Annotated in this window: 21 protein-coding genes; 14 read left to right on the top strand and 7 right to left on the bottom strand. The window is 61.1% G+C overall.

The features are described 5' to 3' along the window. Nucleotides 1-161 precede the first annotated feature (161 nt). The 3 genes from CUJ84_RS04205 (at nt 162) to CUJ84_RS04195 (ending at nt 2197) form a co-directional block, all read left to right on the top strand. Nucleotides 162-752 carry a TetR/AcrR family transcriptional regulator gene (locus CUJ84_RS04205; protein ID WP_105005304.1) on the top strand — a complete coding sequence of 197 codons (591 nt, stop codon included), beginning with the start codon at nt 162-164 and terminating at the stop codon, nt 750-752. A 70-nt stretch (nt 753-822) separates the two neighbouring features. Then, entirely contained in the window at nt 823-1452 is a 630-nt protein-coding gene (locus tag CUJ84_RS04200) for a hypothetical protein (RefSeq protein WP_105005303.1), read from the top strand. Nucleotides 1453-1621: 169 nt separating this feature from the next. Further along, the gene (locus CUJ84_RS04195) at nt 1622-2197 is read left to right on the top strand and encodes a DUF308 domain-containing protein (protein WP_199788815.1); all 576 of its coding nucleotides are present in this window, start codon (nt 1622-1624) and stop codon (nt 2195-2197) included. A gap of 398 nt (nt 2198-2595) precedes the next feature. Here the strand turns inward: CUJ84_RS04195 and CUJ84_RS04190 are convergent, their stop codons facing one another. Further along, complete coding sequence (locus CUJ84_RS04190) at nt 2596-3189, bottom strand: TetR/AcrR family transcriptional regulator (RefSeq protein WP_105005301.1); 594 nt, start codon at nt 3187-3189, stop codon at nt 2596-2598. A gap of 127 nt (nt 3190-3316) precedes the next feature. Between CUJ84_RS04190 and CUJ84_RS04185 the strand changes: the two genes are divergently transcribed. From CUJ84_RS04185 to CUJ84_RS04160, 6 genes are all read left to right on the top strand, one after another. Beyond that, a complete protein-coding gene (locus CUJ84_RS04185) occupies nt 3317-3697 on the top strand; it encodes a DUF4267 domain-containing protein (protein WP_105005300.1) in 381 nt (126 codons plus the stop codon). A gap of 1 nt (nt 3698) precedes the next feature. Next, a complete protein-coding gene (locus tag CUJ84_RS04180) occupies nt 3699-4019 on the top strand; it encodes a DoxX family protein (protein WP_105005299.1) in 321 nt (106 codons plus the stop codon). Between the two features lie 300 nt (nt 4020-4319). Further along, nucleotides 4320-4652, top strand: a complete 333-nt coding sequence (locus CUJ84_RS04175) for an ArsR/SmtB family transcription factor (protein WP_003557417.1) — start codon at nt 4320-4322, stop codon at nt 4650-4652. Further along, nucleotides 4645-5130: an SRPBCC family protein gene (locus CUJ84_RS04170; protein ID WP_105005298.1), complete on the top strand. Its 486-nt coding sequence runs from the start codon at nt 4645-4647 to the stop codon at nt 5128-5130. The genes CUJ84_RS04175 and CUJ84_RS04170 overlap by 8 nt, the downstream gene beginning before the upstream one ends. Continuing rightward, nucleotides 5123-5743: a glutathione S-transferase family protein gene (locus CUJ84_RS04165; RefSeq protein WP_199788768.1), complete on the top strand. Its 621-nt coding sequence runs from the start codon at nt 5123-5125 to the stop codon at nt 5741-5743. Before CUJ84_RS04170 ends, CUJ84_RS04165 begins: the two co-directional genes overlap by 8 nt. A gap of 196 nt (nt 5744-5939) precedes the next feature. Continuing rightward, nucleotides 5940-6752, top strand: coding sequence for an alpha/beta hydrolase (locus CUJ84_RS04160; protein WP_105005297.1), 813 nt, complete (start codon nt 5940-5942; stop codon nt 6750-6752). A gap of 410 nt (nt 6753-7162) precedes the next feature. On the opposite strand, the gene CUJ84_RS04155 is transcribed toward CUJ84_RS04160, so the two are convergent. Beyond that, complete coding sequence (locus CUJ84_RS04155; protein WP_105005296.1) at nt 7163-8095, bottom strand: LysR family transcriptional regulator; 933 nt, start codon at nt 8093-8095, stop codon at nt 7163-7165. A 121-nt stretch (nt 8096-8216) separates the two neighbouring features. Here CUJ84_RS04155 and CUJ84_RS04150 point away from each other — a divergent pair, with 121 nt between their 5' ends. Continuing rightward, complete coding sequence (locus CUJ84_RS04150; RefSeq protein ID WP_105005295.1) at nt 8217-8909, top strand: type 1 glutamine amidotransferase domain-containing protein; 693 nt, start codon at nt 8217-8219, stop codon at nt 8907-8909. Nucleotides 8910-9080: 171 nt separating this feature from the next. On the opposite strand, the gene CUJ84_RS04145 is transcribed toward CUJ84_RS04150, so the two are convergent. Continuing rightward, entirely contained in the window at nt 9081-9554 is a 474-nt protein-coding gene (locus tag CUJ84_RS04145; RefSeq protein ID WP_105005294.1) for an AtaL-like protein, read from the bottom strand. 33 nt (nt 9555-9587) lie between these two features. Further along, nucleotides 9588-10457 (bottom strand): SDR family oxidoreductase, encoded by an 870-nt coding sequence (locus CUJ84_RS04140; RefSeq protein ID WP_105005293.1) that lies wholly within the window; start codon nt 10455-10457, stop codon nt 9588-9590. Between the two features lie 104 nt (nt 10458-10561). Between CUJ84_RS04140 and CUJ84_RS04135 the strand changes: the two genes are divergently transcribed. Then, nucleotides 10562-11452, top strand: a complete 891-nt coding sequence (locus CUJ84_RS04135; RefSeq protein WP_105005292.1) for a LysR family transcriptional regulator — start codon at nt 10562-10564, stop codon at nt 11450-11452. Between the two features lie 253 nt (nt 11453-11705). Further along, the gene (locus CUJ84_RS04130) at nt 11706-12251 is read left to right on the top strand and encodes a BA14K family protein (RefSeq protein ID WP_105005291.1); all 546 of its coding nucleotides are present in this window, start codon (nt 11706-11708) and stop codon (nt 12249-12251) included. A gap of 464 nt (nt 12252-12715) precedes the next feature. Here the strand turns inward: CUJ84_RS04130 and CUJ84_RS04120 are convergent, their stop codons facing one another. Then, nucleotides 12716-13204 (bottom strand): limonene-1,2-epoxide hydrolase, encoded by a 489-nt coding sequence (locus CUJ84_RS04120; RefSeq protein WP_245457524.1) that lies wholly within the window; start codon nt 13202-13204, stop codon nt 12716-12718. Between the two features lie 55 nt (nt 13205-13259). Here CUJ84_RS04120 and CUJ84_RS04115 point away from each other — a divergent pair, with 55 nt between their 5' ends. Then, nucleotides 13260-14177, top strand: a complete 918-nt coding sequence (locus CUJ84_RS04115) for an AraC family transcriptional regulator (RefSeq protein WP_105005289.1) — start codon at nt 13260-13262, stop codon at nt 14175-14177. Here CUJ84_RS04115 and CUJ84_RS04110 read toward each other — a convergent pair. Beyond that, nucleotides 14134-14808, bottom strand: coding sequence for a glutathione S-transferase family protein (locus tag CUJ84_RS04110; protein ID WP_105005288.1), 675 nt, complete (start codon nt 14806-14808; stop codon nt 14134-14136). The two genes, CUJ84_RS04115 and CUJ84_RS04110, sit on opposite strands and share 44 nt — an antisense overlap. 43 nt (nt 14809-14851) lie before the next feature. Then, entirely contained in the window at nt 14852-15610 is a 759-nt protein-coding gene (locus CUJ84_RS04105; RefSeq protein ID WP_105005287.1) for an SDR family NAD(P)-dependent oxidoreductase, read from the bottom strand. Between the two features lie 151 nt (nt 15611-15761). Between CUJ84_RS04105 and CUJ84_RS04100 the strand changes: the two genes are divergently transcribed. After that, complete coding sequence (locus tag CUJ84_RS04100) at nt 15762-16661, top strand: AraC family transcriptional regulator (RefSeq protein WP_105005286.1); 900 nt, start codon at nt 15762-15764, stop codon at nt 16659-16661. Nucleotides 16662-16727: the final 66 nt, after the last annotated feature.

The raw sequence follows: 16727 nt of genomic DNA, 5'->3' as shown, positions 1-16727 counted from the left end.
ATGTTCTGGGTGTTCGAGGCGAGTCAAGGCCGGTCGCTACAACCGACGCCGCCATCGCTTTCACCAGAGTCAAGGTGAGTCTGTCACCGTCTCCACCACCGCTGACGGCAGAAAATCTGCTTTGCGCTTGACAGCCTTCCTACTGGAAGGTAGAAAAAGCCATGAGCAATCTTTTGACGACCTCCGACGAAATCCTGGCCTCCGCCCGCGCGCTGATCATGACCGGAGGCTATAACGGCTTCAGCTATGCCGATATCGCTGCCGTCGTCGGCATCCGCAAGGCCAGCATCCATCACCACTTTCCGAGCAAGACCGATCTGGTGCGCACGCTTGTCGTGCGATATCGCGAAGATGCAGAGGCGGGTATCGCCGGCCTGGAGCAGCAGGTGCAGGATCCGCTGGCGCTCCTTAAAACCTATGCGGGCCATTGGGCCCAGTGCATCGAGGACGCCAGCCGGCCTTTTTGCGTGTGCGCCCTGCTGGCGAGCGAACTGCCGGCGCTGCCGCCAGAGGTCGCAGCCGAGGTCAAGGCTTTCTTCCGCTTTGCGTCGACATGGCTGACTTCGGTGATGGAGAGAGGCGCTCAGGACGGGAGTTTGAAACTGTCGAGCGAACCGCGCGTCGAGGCCGAAGCCTTCATGGCCTCCGTCCACGGCGCCATGCTTTCAGCCCGTGCCTACGGCACCCCGGAGGTCTTCGCCACCATTCTGGCCCCCACCCTGGAGCGGCTGTCTCCGACCGCCGCGCGATAAAGCTCCCGGCGACACAAGCCCGGAGTGACAACGACGTTCAATTAAACTACCAACTAGTAGGAAGAACGACATGATCAAGACCATTCTCTCCGCCCTCGTGCTGGGGCTCACCGCTATCGCGTCGGCGGCCCTTCCAGCGGCGCCTGTCCATGCCGAAGACCAGAAACCCGAGCAGATCCATATCAGGGGCAGCATCGTCAGCTACAGCGGCTCCGCTCTCAAGGTGAGGACCCGCGAGGGAGAGACCGTCGATGTGACGCTTGCCGACGGCTGGGAACTGGCGAGCGTTGCAAATGCTGCGGTCACCGACATCAAGCCGGGCGACTTCGTCGGCATCGCATCGCTGCCGAGTGCAGGCGGCGGCGACGGCGCGCTTGAGGTGCTGATCTTCCCGCCGGCGATGAAAGGTGCGGGTGAAGGCAGCTATGGTTGGGACCTCAAGCCCAACAGCAGCATGACCAATGCGACCGTGGCCGACGCCGTCAAGGGCGTCGATGGCCGCACCGTCACCGTCTCCTATCACGGCAAGGAAAAGAAGATCGCCATTCCGGACGGCACGCCCGTCGTCACCATCGCTCCGGCCATCAATGACGATCTCGTTCCCGGCGCCGTCGTCTTCATCCCCGCCGAAAAGGCTGCCTCGGGGCCCCTCGCCCATCAGGTGCTTGTCGGGAAAAATGGCGTGGTCCCGCCCATGTGACCACGTCGTCGCCGGTCGGCCGGGCCGCCCCCGGTTCGACCGGCGATTTACCAGGGAATGCCGCCTGATCGGCAGCCCATGAAAGCAATCTCGATGACGGACGACGCCGCAGATGACGGTGAGCCGCCCCTATCAGACCAACACCATCACATTCAGGAAAGAGATCATGATGACCGATTATCCAAATACCGCCGCGTCTGACGACAGGGAACAGTGGCTGACGCGCTATTACTTCACCCGCGCAGCCTTTTCCGCAATCTGGGTCGCAACCGCCTTGACGGTCGGCCAGCAGTCGCTTGCCGTCGCGGCCGCCTTGCTGATCCTCTACCCGGCCTGGGATGCCGCCGCCAATCTGGTCGACGCAGCGCGGAACGGCGGCCTGGCAAACAACCGCAGCCAGGCGATCAACGTCGCCGTCAGCGCGGTGACGACAGCTGCGGTGATCGTCGCGCTGACGATGAGCATGAACTGGGTTCTCGGCGTCTTTGGCCTCTGGGCGATCTTTTCCGGCCTGCTGCAGCTTGGAACCGCTGTCCGGCGCTGGAAGACCAATGGCGGCCAGTGGGCGATGATCCTCAGCGGCGGCCAATCCGCGGTGGCCGGCGCGTTCTTCATCGCCCAGGCGCAAATGCCGGAACCACCCTCCATTGCCAACATCGCCGGCTATGCCGGCCTCGGCGCCTTCTATTTCCTGGTCTCGGCCGTCTGGCGGAGCGTCACGCAGATGCGGCGGAAGCGGGCGTGAGCCTGGGATCCATGCCGGCTGTTGATGGAGGCAAGTGTGGATTCTCGGGTCAAGCCCGAGGAAGACGGAGCGTGGAGTGAGCCTTGGAGCAAGGATAGCGACGCATCCGGACATGATCAACAGCGGTACGTTAAAGATGCGCGGTCTGCAGCCAATACCCGCTGCAGCGGGACCTGGCGAAACGCCGCCCCACCCTCCGTCATTCCAGGCCTTGAGCCTGGAATCCATGCCCGCAGCTGATGGCGGCGAGCGTGGATCCTCGGGTCAAGCCCGAGGAGGACGGAGCGTCGGGTGGCGTCCGGAGCAAGGACAGCGACGCATGCGGATATGATCGGCGACAGCTCTCCGTTGAAGATGCGCGGTCCACCCGGTAGCCGATGCCAACCAACGGAATGTCATCAGCCCCGCATAGCCGCGTTGCTTCCCGCATCCACGATCGCCTGAACAACAAGCGCGATGCGTTTGTCACGCATGCCGGGCCGAATGCGGCCTGAACGTTCGAGCTCGGCAAGCCCATGCAGGGCTGCCCAGAAGGTCTCGGTCACGATCTCCACATGGCGCGAGAACGGCGACACGGCTGCTGCAATGGCGTCGAAACCGGCTCGAAGTTCCGATCTCGTGTCCGCCTCGGCGAACTGCAGTTGGGTAGGCAGGATAAACATGGCCTCGTAGAGTGCCGGGCGGCTGAGTGCGAAGGCAAAATAGGCCATGGCAACGTCCATGAGGGACTCCCGTTGCCCCTTCGCCCCGCCTGCCGCTTCCCGAAGAACGGTTGCGAGCTCCTTGAAGCCCTCGACTGCAACCGCGGCAACGATGGCGTCCCTGCTCGCGAAATGCGAATAGAGGATTGGCTGGCTGTATTCGATCTCCTTGGCCAGGCGTCGGATCGTCACGGCATCCCATCCTTCGCTCTCCGCGACGGCACGGGCTGCCGCGACAATGCGCTCTTCGCGCCCTGCCCTTTCCCGACTTTTTCGCTCTGCGATCCCCATTGCTCAATCTCCATTCCCCTGCAGGCCCAGCACATCAAAGATTATACCAATGCTTGACTAACTAGCAATGCTAACGCATTTTACCTAGCAGTGCTAGTTTTTGTATCCACGATAGAAGGATTGTCTCATGCTTTGGTTTGCCAACGGGGCCGGCTTGCTGCTCGCCCTCGCTATTATCGCAATCGGCACCGGCTATATTGCCAGCCCAACGACCATGATGCGCAGCTTTGGCCTGCCGCTTCCCGAAGATGGCCCAAACGTCGCTTGGTGGCTCCGCCTCAAGGGGGTTCGCGATATCGTCGCGGGATTGCTCGTGCTGGCGTTCATGATGTGGGGTGCAGAACGCGAGGTCGGCATCGTGCTTTTGATCGAAGCGATGATCCCTGCGGGCGACATGCTGCTCATCCTCGCAGCGAAAGGCTCCACCAAAAGCGCCTTCGCCATTCACGGCCTGACGGCGGTGGTCATGGTCCTGGTCGCCATCCCCATGATGATCGGGGCTGACTGAAATGGTTCACGTTCTTTCAATCTGGTTCCTGGTTGTCGCCTTCTCAAGCGCAGGCCTCGTCAACGCCATCGGCACGTCGGGGACGCGAAGCGATTTCGCCCGGTGGGGCTATCCGCGCTGGTGGGGGATCGTGACGGGTGGACTGGAGATATCGAGCGCCGTCCTGATTGCGCTCCCCGTCAGCCGCATTGTCGGCGTGGCGCTTGCGGCAGTCATCATCGCGGCTGCGGTTTTCACTGTTCTCCGCCACCGCGACCATGCGCACCTTGCGCCGCTCAGCGTCTTTGTCACCTTGATTGCTGTTGCCGCGATCTCATCTTGAGCACGATCGGCCGCTTTCACCGACAGGCGTGTGCAACCCGCCCCTACCCTCCGTCATCCCAGGCCCTGAGCCTGGGATCCATGCCCGCTGCTGATCGAGGAGGCCAGAGTGGATCCTCGGGTCAAGCCCGAGGATGACGGAGCGCGGGGTGGCGTCTGCAGTGGGAACAGCGACGTATCCCAACATAATCGGGTGTCATCAACACCGATTTTTGCCCCGTGAGTTCGCCCATGCAAAATTGCTTTTGACATTACGCTGCGTAGCATATATCCATATGGTTATATAGCTAGATGGTGATGTATGGACGACAAGCTCGATGCGATTTTCTCCGCACTCGCCGATCCCACGAGGCGAGCAATTCTTGGGCGGCTTGCGAACGGCAAGGCGACGGTGGCCGAACTCGCCGATCCCTTCGAGTTGTCTCAGCCTGCCATATCGAAGCATCTCAAGGTCCTGGAACAGGCCGGATTGATCCGCTCCGGCCGTGAAGCGAATTCGCGTCCCCGCGTGCTCGAGCCGGCTGCGTTGAAGACGGTTGCTGATTGGGTCGCCGATTACAGACGCTTCTGGGATCAAAGCTTTGATCGTCTCGATGACTATCTGTCCAAGGTACAAGGATACGACAATGACTAATCCAGAGACCGATACCGACAACACCCGCGACGTGGTTCTTGTCCGACGGTTTGATGCCCCATGCGATCTCGTTTTCAGGGCATGGACCGACCCGAAAGCGTTGGCGCAATGGTGCGGCCCTCACGGTTTCAAGGCGGTGGGCGACCGACTTGAAGCCTGGCCCGGCGGCAGACACCGCGCCTGTCTGATCGCGCCAAATGGAGAAGAGCATTGGGTCGGCGGAAAATATCTGGAGGTCGAGCCACCGCACAGGCTTGTCTTCACACATGCCTGGGAGCTCGCAAGCGGCGAAAACAGCCCGGAAACGGTCGTCACCATCACGTTCAGGGACAGCGACGGAGGCACGGAAATGACGTTTCGGCAGAGTGGATTTGATAGCGCATCGTCACTTGAGGGTCATGAAGCCGGCTGGTCGCAAAGTCTCGAGCGGTTGAGCGTCTTTCTCGGGACTGAATCCGAAGGGCCGGATCATGCCTAAGGCGGCGATGAAGCTCTATTATTGCGAGACGCTCAATCCCCGGAAGGCCTGCGCCGCCGCTCGTTTTCTCAAAGCCGATGTCGAGTTCGTCAGGGTTGACCTGGCAAGCGGAGAACAGCGCACCGCAGAATTCCTGGCGCTTAACCCGAACGGGAAAGTCCCGGTGCTGCAGGATGATGCGGGAACTTTATGGGAAGCGAACGCCATCATGTGCAGGCTGTCTGACAGTGTCGCATCGGATTTCTGGCCGCATGACCACCGGCAGATCGACGTGCTGCGCTGGTTGAGTTGGGATGCCAGTCATTTCACCCGGCACGGGGCAACGCTGTGGTTTGAAACCTTGATCAAGCCGTTGTTCGGCGGACAGCCTGACGTCGCCGTGATCGACGATGCGAAGACGAGTTTTCGGCTCCATGCTCGCGTGCTCGACGATCATTTGGCCAACAACAGCGTCGCCGTCGGGGAGACACTGACCGTGGCAGACTTCGCACTGGCCGCTGCACTTCCTTTTGCAACCGCCGCCGGGATTCCACTCGCCGAGTTTCGGCATATCCAAGCGTGGTACGGACGGCTTGAAAAACTGGATGCATGGCGAAACCCTTTCCCAGCCTAAGAGGGCACGGGCGAAGGACCCTTTTGCAGGCAGGAACGCCGAGGTTTCGTCGAGCACGATCGTCGTTTCTCGAGCCTCTTCTCCATAGGAACGCTTTGTGCCTATATTGCCGCTGCGCTGAGCACACCACGCCGCAACGGGCCGCGGTTGCCGCATAGCGTTCTGGTCATTGCCAAACCGGCGGGTACAGTCTGTCGTGAGCGCTACAAGGTACTTGCTGATCTTGCCGCTGATGGCGGTCGTCGCCTACGTGGCGCTCGTGGGTCTGATCTATCTGTCTCAGCGAGCCCTGCTTTACCCCGGAGCCGGCGCCACACCTGTTCCGGAGCACGCGAGTTGGGGCGAGACGGTCCACATCAAGACGCCCGACGGAGAGATGCTTCAGGGACTGTACAGCCAGGGCGACAGCGACAAGCCCTGCGTGCTCCTCTTTTTCGGAAACGGTGACCGCCTCGACAATTACGCGTTTCTCGCCCAGGCGCTGACCCCGCGGAGGATTGGATTGCTGGCGATTTCCTATCGCGGCTATCCCGGATCGACCGGCTCACCCAGCGAGCAGGGCCTGCTGACAGACGGGATCGCCGCGTTCGACTGGCTTTCGGCACACGGCGGAAGCGAGATCATTGTGCTGGGCCGGTCACTTGGCACTGGCGTCGCCGTGAATACCGCCGCGAAGAGGCCGGCCACGGGCGTCATTCTTGTGTCTCCGTACCTGTCGGTACTGTCGGTTGCGCAGACGCATTATCCGTTCCTCCCGGTCGAGGTTCTTCTCAAGGATCCCTTTCGCTCGGACCTCAACATAGGCAAAGTAAGACAACCGAAGTTGTTCCTCCACGGCCGGCTTGACGATAGCATCCCGCTTTCTTCAGGGCAGGCGTTGTACCGCATCGCACCCGAGCCCAAGCGGATGTTGATCTATGACGGTGCGGGTCACAACGATATCTTGAACGACAGAATGGTCGGTGACGTCATCCGTTTTGTGGAAGCGCTGAAAGGAAACCGGCCCTAAATCCCGTCACGGACGGGAGCGGTTTCCCGGTCGTAGTGGGAGGCAATGCCCGGGAGCGGCTCGACCCGGACGTGGCGAACTTCGAAAAGATGCCGCCGATGCCCTGAGGTTCGGCAGCGACCGGCAAACCATGCCGACCTCCCGAAAAATCATTCCGGAAGTGTCAGGCATGTCTCCGAACATCTGTCAGCTATGTATCAAGGCCGTACACCTGAGCCTGGGATCCATGCCCGCTGCTGATCGAGGAGGCCAGAGTGGATCCTCGGGTCAAGCCCGAGGATGACGGAGCGCGGGGTGGCGTCTGCAGTGGGAACAGCGACGTATCCCAACATAATCGGGTGTCATCAACACCGATTTTTGCCCCGCAGTTTCGCCCATGAAGGCCTCGCAGAGGTCTCGAACACGCGTTTTCAGTTTCCAGCCATCGCTTCTGCCACCGGAGCGTCGGAAACATCCTTTGCCACTTCTGATATCAATGACCGCAACCACCGATGGGCGGGATCGTTTCGATAGCGGACATGCCATGCCAGCTCGACCGGGAAGCTGCCGAGATCGACCGGCGCGGGCAGGACTTTGAGACGCGGGTCGCGGGCAAGGCGCTGACAGATCAGCCGGGGCAGTGTCGCGCAGTAGTCGGTGACGGCCACCATTTCCGGGACGGCCAGGAAATGGGTGACGGAGACCGAGACGTCGCGCCTGAGACCGGCCTGCTGCAGCATCTGGAACAGGCCGACGCGCATCCGGCCGGGTGGAAGCACGTTCACATGCCGCATCCGTTGATACTGTTCCTCTGAGATGCTTTCGGCGATCTCGGGATGATCTCTACGCACGACACAGGCCAGTCCATCATCCATGAGATGCTGCACGACCATGTTATCAGGCGGCTCGACGATCCGGCCGAGCACCATTTCCGTCGCCCCTGAGATCGCGCCGGTCTCGGCCAGATCATTGCCGAAGGGCGTCAGGCGAAGCCTGATCCCGGGAGCGCATTCGCGCAGCCGCGCCACGATCACCGGCATCAGGACGAACTCGACGTAGCTGTTCGGGGCGATGGTGAACTGCCGTGTCGCTTGCGCCGGATCGAACGCCTGCTGACCGAGAATGACATCATCCAGGCTCGCCAAGGCCCCGCGGATCACTGGAGCAAGTGCCTGCGCCATTTCAGTCGGCTTCATGCCATAGCGCTCGCGGATGAACAGCGGATCACGCAGCGTCTCGCGAAGGCGGTTCAAGGCGTTGGAGACGGCTGGCTGCGTCATGCCCAGTTGTTCGGCTGCGCGCGTGACATTGCGCTCTTCCATGAGCGCCACGAAGACAGGGAGAAGGTTGAGGTCATACTTCATCCAGATATATTGCCGAACGCATAACTGAAATCAAAGAAATAAATTTCAGGAATGAGAATGGCCGAGGCATGATCCCCTCATAGAAAGCAACCGATGACATCTGTCTCGAAAGGATCTCCAGATGAAAATCCTCATGGTTCTCACCTCGCACGACCAACTGGGCGACACCGGCCGGAAGACCGGCTTCTGGCTCGAAGAGTTCGCCGCCCCCTATTATGCCTTCCTCGAAGCCGGCGCCGATATCACCGTCGCATCGCCCAAGGGCGGACAGCCGCCGCTTGACCCGAAGAGCGACGAACCCGGCTTCCAGACCGACCAGACCCGTCGCTTCCATGCCGACCCGGATGCCCGGGCCGTGCTCGCCTCGACCGTAAAGCTCGCTTCGGTCTCCCATGACGAATACGATGCCGTCTTTTATCCGGGCGGCCATGGCCCGCTGTGGGATCTGGCGGAAGACAAGAATTCGATCGCTCTCATCCAATCGCTCTATCAGGCCGGCAAGCCCGTCGCCTTCGTCTGCCACGCACCGGGTGTGCTGCGCCACGTCAAGGCTGCCGACGGCACGCCGTTGGTTCAGGGCAGACAAGTCACCGGCTTCAAGAACTCCGAAGAAGACGGCGTCGGTCTGACCCAGGTGGTGCCGTTCCTCGTCGAGGACATGTTGAAGGAGAACGGCGGCATCTATTCCAGCGGCGATGACTGGTCGTCCTATGCCGTCCAGGACGGCCTGCTGATCACCGGGCAGAACCCCGGTTCATCGGTGGAGACCGCCGGCATTCTGCTCGCCGCCGTGACGGCGGCAAAGGCCGCTTGATCAACATTCCTTGTGATAAAGCCAAGGGCGCCGGTGGAAATCCGACGCCCTGCTGCCTCTCCTTATTGCCAGGGGAATGGATGTGACCTCTACCTTATTTCAGCGTCTCCAGCATTTCCACGCAGCGGCCGGTCGGCCGGATCTATCAAGGCCCAGCCGCCCCGTCGTGGCTTAGAGCTTTCCCTCTGCCAGCAGCTCGCGGGTCCGCTTCAGCGTCGACAGCAGGGCGGCCCTGTAGCCCGTTTCGCCATCGAATTGCGCCTGCTCGGCCTGCTCTTCCGGGCCGTTCGGCTGTTTGCCGCGCAGGCCGAGATAGCAGTAGAAGCGCAGCTGCAGCTGACCTTCTTCATCCTCGAAGAGTTCGTTGATGATCGCTCCCTCGCGTGGCCCCGCCGCCTGAAAGAAGGTGACCTTGCTTTGCTGTTCGAGGGTGATGATCTCGCGCAGATCCTGCCCGGCAATCGTCGCCTCGCGCACGAAGTGGGTCGGGCTTTCCTCGACGACATCGCAACGGGTGCAGAGACCGGCGGGAAGAAAGAGCCGGGCGTCGCGTGCCTTGCGTTCGAGACCTTGCCAGGCCTCGGCGCGCGTCAAAAGGGTTTCGCCTTCCGGGTTCACCGGAACTGTGGCTGTGGAATAAATCATGGTGACAATCCTTTTGAGATCGCTGTTGCTGCCTCAGGCGGAGGCAACGGTTTCGGAGGCGAAGGCGCGATAGGAGCGCAGCGGGCGTCCGAGCAGCTTTGTCAGACGCTCGACGTCGCCGGCCTCAGGCAGCATCCCGTCAGTCAGGAAGCGCTCGCCCATCAGCCGCATGTCGTAGGCCATCCAGGCAGGCATGAACTGCTTGAGATTCTGCTCGAAGCCCTCGGTATTATCGCCGCCGTAGTGGATCGGGCGGGCGAGCACGTCTGACCAGATGGCGGCGATATCGGCTCCGGTCAGTGTCTGCGGACCGACGAGGTTGATCCGCTCGAGCGCCAGCGGCTCTGCAGCCTGTTCGCGGCGCAGCAGCTCAAGGGCGGCGATCTCGGCGATATCACGCACGTCGATCATGGCGAGACCTTTGGGCCCGACCGGCATCGGGTAGGCGCCGTAGCCGGTGATGACGTCTTTGACCGTCAGATCGTTCTGGATGAAGTAGGCCGGGCGCAGGATGGTCGCCTTGAAGCCCATCTGCTCGATCATCCGCTCGACCCCGAACTTTCCGGCGAAATGCGGCACGTTCACATAGAGGTCGGCGTGGATCACCGAGAGGTAGACGATCCGCTCGATGCCGGCCGATCGGGCGACGTTCAGCGCAATCAAGGCCTGGGTGAATTCGTCCGGCACCACGGCGTTGAGCAGGAACAGGGTCGGCACGCCGGACATGGCGTTGCGCAGGGCATCGACGTCGAGGAAGTCGCCCTGCACGACGCTGACGCCAGCCGGGAATTCGGCTTTCGACGGGTCGCGGACAAGAGCGCGGACATCGGCGCCACGCTTGACGAGGTGCTCGACGACTTGGCGGCCGACATTGCCTGTGGCGCCGGTAACGAGAATGGTCATGGTCTTTCTCCGTGTTGGGTTGCTTGACACGTCAAATATGTGTGGTTCACTGGTAGTCCGATAGACGGCAATTTTGGACACGCCGTCTCGCTGGTGGAACACTCATGGATCTTCTTGCGCTTGCCGATTTCAATCTCGTTGCCCGCCATGGTGGCTTCGGCAAAGCGGCAAGGGCGACGGGCCGGCCGAAGGCAACCCTGTCGCGGCGTGTTGCCGAGCTGGAAAGCAGCCTCGCTCTGCGGCTGTTTGAACGGGGTGCGCGTAACCTGAAGCTCACCGAGGAAGGACGGGCGCTGTTCGAGCGGACAGGGGCGTTGCTCGCCGAACTGGACGAGACGGCGTCGGCAATTGCCTCGGGCGGTCAAAAGCCCAAGGGAAGATTGCGGATCAGCGCACCGTTGCATTTTTCCCAGACCGCGATGGGCAGGATCGCTGCGGGCTTTGCCCTCCAATATCCGGAGGTGAGGCTTGAGGTGACGAGTGAGGACCGGCCTGTCGATATGATCGAGGAAGGCTACGATCTGGTCATCCGGGTCAATCCGGATCCCGACGAAAGCCTGGTCGGACGGGCGTTTCTCCGCGACCGGCTGGTGGTGGTGGCAAGCCCCGAGCTTCCCCGCCCGACCGGTGGACTTGCCGCTCCCGGCGTTGCGCGCGGCGCTGGCGAAGCCCAAACATGGCAGGTGAAGACAGAAGGCGGCCGGTCGACGATCAGGATCGAACCTGTGCTCACCTTGGCGACGCTCATCATGGTCCGCGATGCGGTACGCGCCGGCGTCGGTGCAGGACGTCTTCCCATTTCGCTGGTGAGCCACGACCTGGCTGACGGCACTCTGGTCAATTGGGGGGATATCGACGGCCCCGAGATCGCCCTCTGGACGCTCTACCCCTCCAGGCGGCTGCTCAGCGCGCGCGTGTCGGCGTTCCTGGACTTTCTCAAGCAGGCCTTCCCCAATGGGACGGCCGACGAATTGGCCGCCTATATCGGCCGGTGATGACCGCGCTTTGCCGGCGTCATGGATGACCCCGCGCCGCATGATTCATGGAGCGCCCACCGGCTCAGATGAGATGACGGAGGGTGGGGCGTGCTTTCGCCGGGCCCCTCCTTCGAAGAAAGCTGCCCTGCTCATGCATAATTCCTCGAATCAAAGTCAATTTTAGAGTAAAATCGATCAGTTTACCTAGAGGACTGAAACGTCCTTGCGCGCCGACTTCGACGCGCGGTGCTGTAGAAGGAAAGATGAGCCAATGAATAGGTTAGCAATCGTTACCCTGTCGCTGGTGACGGCGCTGACGAGCGTCCCGCCGGCCATGGCGTTTCCCACCATTGCCGTGCCGAAGATCGAAGGCGCACAGGCGCAGCCGGTCCAGTACAGACATCACGGCGGCGGCCACGGCCATGGCGGCTACTACGGGCATGGACACGGTGGTCACAACAACGGCTGGGCCTGGGGACTCGGCGGGCTCGCGGCCGGCGCAATCATCGGCGGAATGCTGGCGCAGCCGTATTACGGTCAAGGGTACTACGGTCAAGGCTACTACGGTCAAGGGTACTACAATCGGGGCTACTACGACCGGGGCTATTACGGATCCACCTATTACGGTGCTCCGCGCTACTACGGGTCGACTCTTTACCGTCCGCGCTACTACGCGCCGCGCTATTACCGCCAGGTCTATAGTGGCGGCAACGGACATACGAGCTGGTGCTATGCGCGCTACCGGTCTTACAGGGCTTACGACAACACGTTCCAGCCCTACTACGGTCGGCGACGGGCGTGCGTCTCGCCCTACTAAAGCATGTCGCGCAAAAGTGTGCAGCGGTTTTGCGATAACGACATGCGTAAAAACAAAGGCCTAAAGCGACAAGCGAATCTGAAAGATCGCGACGCGCTTCGCCGCCGGTGGAGGCGAGAGTGTGGATCCTCGGGTCAAGCCCGAGGAGGACGGAGCGTGGGGTGAGCTTGGAGCAAGGACAGCGACGCATCCGGACATGATCGGCGACCAGGCAACCGTGGAAAACATAACAACGACCAGGGCTATGAGCGCATGCCACATTGAACAGCCTCCATTTCTCAATGCAGAAGATTTGACATCAGCGGAGACGACCAGCGTAGCGGAGGTTTCGTCGATCTTTGGAACAATGACCCATCTCCGCGGGCAGGATTACGGCCTTTCGTCGAGAGTTTAATTGGGCGCGTTGTGCTGATCGCGGAGACAATAATCTCCGCGATCAGCCCCATCGTTCACAAGCAGGCGTCTCAGACGGCAGAGAACTTCTGGACGGCTGTAACGTCGAAATAGTCCCGCCACTCGACAATCTTGTCACCTTCGATCTCGAAAATGCCCATGATCATCACGCGTCCGATTTCGCTGCCGTCGGCACGCTCGAACCGGTCGAGCCTTTCGGTGAGAACGCGAGATCCGTCGGCGGCAATCGCGAGCATGTCGATATGGACCGTCGAGATGCCCATCGACGTCTCCAGTCCGTCGATCATGGCGATAGCCTCTTCGACGCCGTTCGTGACTGAAACGCCTTCGTTGACCCAGCGCGTGTTGGGTGTGAACCAGCGACGGACGGCTGGCCTTCCGCCGTCTTCAACGAACGTGGCGCAAAAAGCCGAAACAGTTTCGATTGGGTTGGGCATGGCAGTTCCTCGTAGGTGATTTAGAAGCCTCATGGCCTCGGTGTTGAGCCTGAAGATAGGCTTTGAATCGCGACGCCACGATGCCAGATCTTCCGCCACCATTGCCTGATTTTCCGGAATGATTGATAATTCTGGGCAATCGAGTTAAGATGCCTTGATGAGCGAACTCGACAAAATCCGCGCCATGGCGGTGCGCCACGCTGGCCGTCAGAGTCCTCAACTGCCGAGACTGTTCGCTTACACCCTCGACCATACAACCGAGATCGACCCGCTGATCTACGATCCTGCGGCGTCCCTGGTGATCCAGGGAACTCAGCGCATGTTTATCGGCGACAAGATGTTTGAGTACGGCCCTGGTCAAAGCATGATCGTCGCCGCTGAGATCGCTGCGTTGGGTCAGATCTGTGAGGCGTCAGAGGATCAACCGTTTCTCGCAATCGGTCTGTTTTTGGACCCAGCCCTGCTGTCGGATCTCGTGCTTGAAATGGCAGCGATACCAGAGTTGCCGATTGAATCGGGATACGGCGTTAGCACCGCGAGCGCGTCGCTTCTGGGCGCTTGGGGAAGACTACTGGAACTACTCGATCGCCCAACCGAAATCCCGGTCATGGCTCAGTCTCTGGAGCACGAGCTCATGTTTCGGCTGCTGATGGGACCGCACGGCGGCCTGCTCCGTCAGATTGCCGGATCTGACTCGCGCCTGTTGCACATCCGAAAGGCCATGGCTTGGATCCGCGACCACTACACCGAGCGCCTCAATTTCAAGGCGGTCGCTGCGCTCGCGGGCATGAGCGTATCCGTCTTTTACGACCGCTTTAAAGCCGTTGCCGCCGTCAGCCCGCTTCAGTATCAGAAATATATCCGGCTCCACGAGGCCCGCCGTCGCATGATCGCGAACCAGGTGAGTGCAGCCGAGGTGGGGTTTGCGGTCGGCTATGAAAGCGCCTCGCAGTTCAGCCGTGAGTACAAGCGTCTCTTCGGAGCGCCGCCGGGTCAAGACACCGAGAGAGCGAAAGCGGGCTTGGGGGGAATCAATCGGCCAAGATCGCTTGTTGCTCGGCCAGATGTTGCTTGAAACGGCGACCGTAGTCCCGCCCCACGGCCGCGACGACGCTCTCTCGTAATGCCAAAGCCTCACGCCATAGCGATACGCGTGGGAGACCCTGAAATATCATCTGCGTCACGGTCGGGTTGATGAGGTCGAAATACCGGAACAGAGGCGCGAACACCGCATCGACCATGCTGAACGTCGATCCAGAGAAGTAGGGCCCCTGGTCAAGCACATCCTCGAGCCTCTCTAGCCGGTTTCGGAACGCTGCCCGCTTGGCGTCTGCGGTCGCACGATCCTTGGCGTTTAGGAATTGCCAGGCTTCGGCGAGGGTCGCCGTGCCATATTCGATCCACGCGCGCTGCTGTGCGCGCGACAGCGCATCCTCGGAGTAGAGCTTGCCGCCGCCCTGCGTCTCTTCGAGATATTCGCAGATCACCATGCTTTCGAACAGGATTGCGTCCCTGTCATCCGCCCGCTCCACCTTCAGCAAGGGCACCTTGCCTGTCGGAGAAAGCGCCAGGAACCAGTCCGGTTTGTCAGCGAGATCGACGTCGATCCTGTCGAACGACACGCCCTTCTCCAAAAGGACGATCGCCGCACGCTGAACGAACGGGCAAAGCGGATGGCTGATGAGGGTGAGCTTGCTGGTCGTCATGATGGCCTCTCGATAACCACAATCTGGGGAGCACTTGCCTGGTCTAAAGCAATTGTCCTCCCGAGATGTCGAACGTAGTGCCATTGGCCCAAGCCATGTCGTTGGACAGGATCGCAGCGACGGCGCCGCCCACATCGTCCGGCAGGCCGACGCGGCCCAGCGCGATGCCCTGCGCCACGTATGCGTTCACGCCCTCATTATCGCGCACTGCGCCGCCACCAAAATCGGTTGCAATGGCGCCCGGCGCGATGGCGTTGACGCGAATCCTGCGTTCACCCAACTCCACAGCCAGATAACGTGAAAGCACCTCGACCGCCGCCTTCATTGCTGCGTAGAGGCTGTATCCCGGCAAGGTGAAGCGCACGAAGCCGGACGAGACGTTCAGGATGCGCCCGCCATCCGCGATCAGCGGCAGAAGCTTCTGGGTCAGGAAAATCGGCCCCTGTAGATGGGTAGAAACCAGGGAAGCAAACTGCTCCTCGGTCGCATCGACAAAGTTCGAGAACAGGCCGTTGCCGGCATTATTGACAAGATAGTCGAAACGATCTCGGTGGAAGTCCGACCTGAGCGTCTCGGTGACGGCGCCAACGAATGCCGGGAAGCTCGCCGTGTCGGTTACATCGAGCGCCAGCATCGACGCCTTGCCGCCCAGCGCTTCTATTTCCTGACGCAAGGCGTTGGCCTCGGTCAAACCATTGCGGTAGGTGCCGATAATATGGACCCCCCGCCTGGCCAGGTGAAGGGCCATGTTGCGGCCAAGGCCGCGGCTTGCGCCGGTGATAAGTGCGATAGGGTGGGTCATGGCTGCCTTTCTCGGATGTGGCGCCCTCAGGCGCTTTTGTTGGATCCAAGATAGGCAAACGCCGGGTTGGGAACACGCCCGATCGGCTCAACCTCTTGCCTGATTGTCTCAAAACCTTTGCTTTTTCGCGGGGCCGTGGCACACTGGAGAAATGACAGACGATCTCGCGCCGCATCTGGACATTGTGTTGCGTCATGCCGCGACGGGCTCGACGGACACACTGATCCCCCGCCTCGACATGTTCGTAGGACAAGACACCACGGGCAAGGTGCCTTGCCTTTATCGCTCGATGATCTGCTTCATTCTGCAAGGGTCTAAGCGCGTTGCAATCGGCGACACCCTTCTGAGTTACGACAGCGCGCAGTATTTCATCAGCGCTCTCGACCTACCGCTGACTGGGCAGATCCTGGATGCCGGCAAGGGTCGCCCCTATGTCGCGGTCTCACTCGTCCTGGAGCCGGGGCTGTTGGCAGAGCTGGCTGCGACCATGCCCTCCGTACGAGAGAGCGATCAGAAAGGCATGGGCGTCGCGGTCAATCCAATGATCGCTCCGCTTCGCGATACCTTGCTCCGGTTGCTGTCGTTGCTCGATAATCCGGCGGATATTCCCATTCTCAGCCCGATGATCGAGCGCGAGCTACTCTACCGGTTGCTGCAGGGCCCACAGGGGCGATTGCTGCGTCAGATCGCACGGCCTGAAGGCGCCTTGGCCCGCGTCCGGCGCGCCATCGCGTGGATTAGGGACAACCCCGACGCGCAGCTTCGCATCGAAGCCCTTTGCGATGCCAGCGGGATGAGCCGCGCAAGCTTGCATCGCCATTTCCTGGCGATCACTGGCTTCAGTCCTCTTCAGTATCAAAAGCAGCTCAGATTGCAGGAAGCCCGCCAACTGTTGCTAGCGGGCGGCCATAGCGCGTCGGATGCGGCGTTCGCGGTCGGATACGAGAGCGCCTCCCAATTCAGCCGCGAATATCTTCGGCAATTTGGCGCGCCGCCGGCGCGGCATGTCCAGGAGATGCGTCAAGCGATTGAACACCCGACGGTGGCTTAGCCGTCTGCGGCGGGCCAATCTCCAAGACGCCGAGCCAGCCCGCATTGCGGCTTGGCGCACGCACAC

The sequence above is a fragment of the Rhizobium leguminosarum genome (assembly GCF_002953715.1).
Lineage (GTDB): Bacteria > Pseudomonadota > Alphaproteobacteria > Rhizobiales > Rhizobiaceae > Rhizobium > Rhizobium leguminosarum_V.
The sequence above is the reverse complement of the archived record's forward strand: the minus strand, read 5'-3'. Positions and strand labels throughout refer to the sequence as shown.

Bases quoted from the DNA above. Each gene is read 5' to 3' on its own strand.
- CUJ84_RS04115 (WP_105005289.1), top strand. From the start codon at position 13,260: ATGAGCGAACTCGACAAAATCCGCGCCATGGCGGTGCGCCACGCTGGC.
- CUJ84_RS04180 (WP_105005299.1), top strand. From the start codon at position 3,699: ATGGTTCACGTTCTTTCAATCTGGTTCCTGGTTGTCGCCTTCTCAAGC.
- CUJ84_RS04120 (WP_245457524.1), bottom strand. From the start codon at position 13,204: ATGGTGGCGGAAGATCTGGCATCGTGGCGTCGCGATTCAAAGCCTATC.
- CUJ84_RS04135 (WP_105005292.1), top strand. From the start codon at position 10,562: ATGGATCTTCTTGCGCTTGCCGATTTCAATCTCGTTGCCCGCCATGGT.
- CUJ84_RS04100 (WP_105005286.1), top strand. From the start codon at position 15,762: ATGACAGACGATCTCGCGCCGCATCTGGACATTGTGTTGCGTCATGCC.
- CUJ84_RS04130 (WP_105005291.1), top strand. From the start codon at position 11,706: ATGAATAGGTTAGCAATCGTTACCCTGTCGCTGGTGACGGCGCTGACG.
- CUJ84_RS04190 (WP_105005301.1), bottom strand. From the start codon at position 3,189: ATGGGGATCGCAGAGCGAAAAAGTCGGGAAAGGGCAGGGCGCGAAGAG.
- CUJ84_RS04185 (WP_105005300.1), top strand. From the start codon at position 3,317: ATGCTTTGGTTTGCCAACGGGGCCGGCTTGCTGCTCGCCCTCGCTATT.
- CUJ84_RS04205 (WP_105005304.1), top strand. From the start codon at position 162: ATGAGCAATCTTTTGACGACCTCCGACGAAATCCTGGCCTCCGCCCGC.
- CUJ84_RS04200 (WP_105005303.1), top strand. From the start codon at position 823: ATGATCAAGACCATTCTCTCCGCCCTCGTGCTGGGGCTCACCGCTATC.
- CUJ84_RS04175 (WP_003557417.1), top strand. From the start codon at position 4,320: ATGGACGACAAGCTCGATGCGATTTTCTCCGCACTCGCCGATCCCACG.
- CUJ84_RS04145 (WP_105005294.1), bottom strand. From the start codon at position 9,554: ATGATTTATTCCACAGCCACAGTTCCGGTGAACCCGGAAGGCGAAACC.
- CUJ84_RS04140 (WP_105005293.1), bottom strand. From the start codon at position 10,457: ATGACCATTCTCGTTACCGGCGCCACAGGCAATGTCGGCCGCCAAGTC.
- CUJ84_RS04195 (WP_199788815.1), top strand. From the start codon at position 1,622: ATGACCGATTATCCAAATACCGCCGCGTCTGACGACAGGGAACAGTGG.
- CUJ84_RS04155 (WP_105005296.1), bottom strand. From the start codon at position 8,095: ATGAAGTATGACCTCAACCTTCTCCCTGTCTTCGTGGCGCTCATGGAA.
- CUJ84_RS04105 (WP_105005287.1), bottom strand. From the start codon at position 15,610: ATGACCCACCCTATCGCACTTATCACCGGCGCAAGCCGCGGCCTTGGC.
- CUJ84_RS04110 (WP_105005288.1), bottom strand. From the start codon at position 14,808: ATGACGACCAGCAAGCTCACCCTCATCAGCCATCCGCTTTGCCCGTTC.
- CUJ84_RS04165 (WP_199788768.1), top strand. From the start codon at position 5,123: ATGCCTAAGGCGGCGATGAAGCTCTATTATTGCGAGACGCTCAATCCC.
- CUJ84_RS04170 (WP_105005298.1), top strand. From the start codon at position 4,645: ATGACTAATCCAGAGACCGATACCGACAACACCCGCGACGTGGTTCTT.
- CUJ84_RS04150 (WP_105005295.1), top strand. From the start codon at position 8,217: ATGAAAATCCTCATGGTTCTCACCTCGCACGACCAACTGGGCGACACC.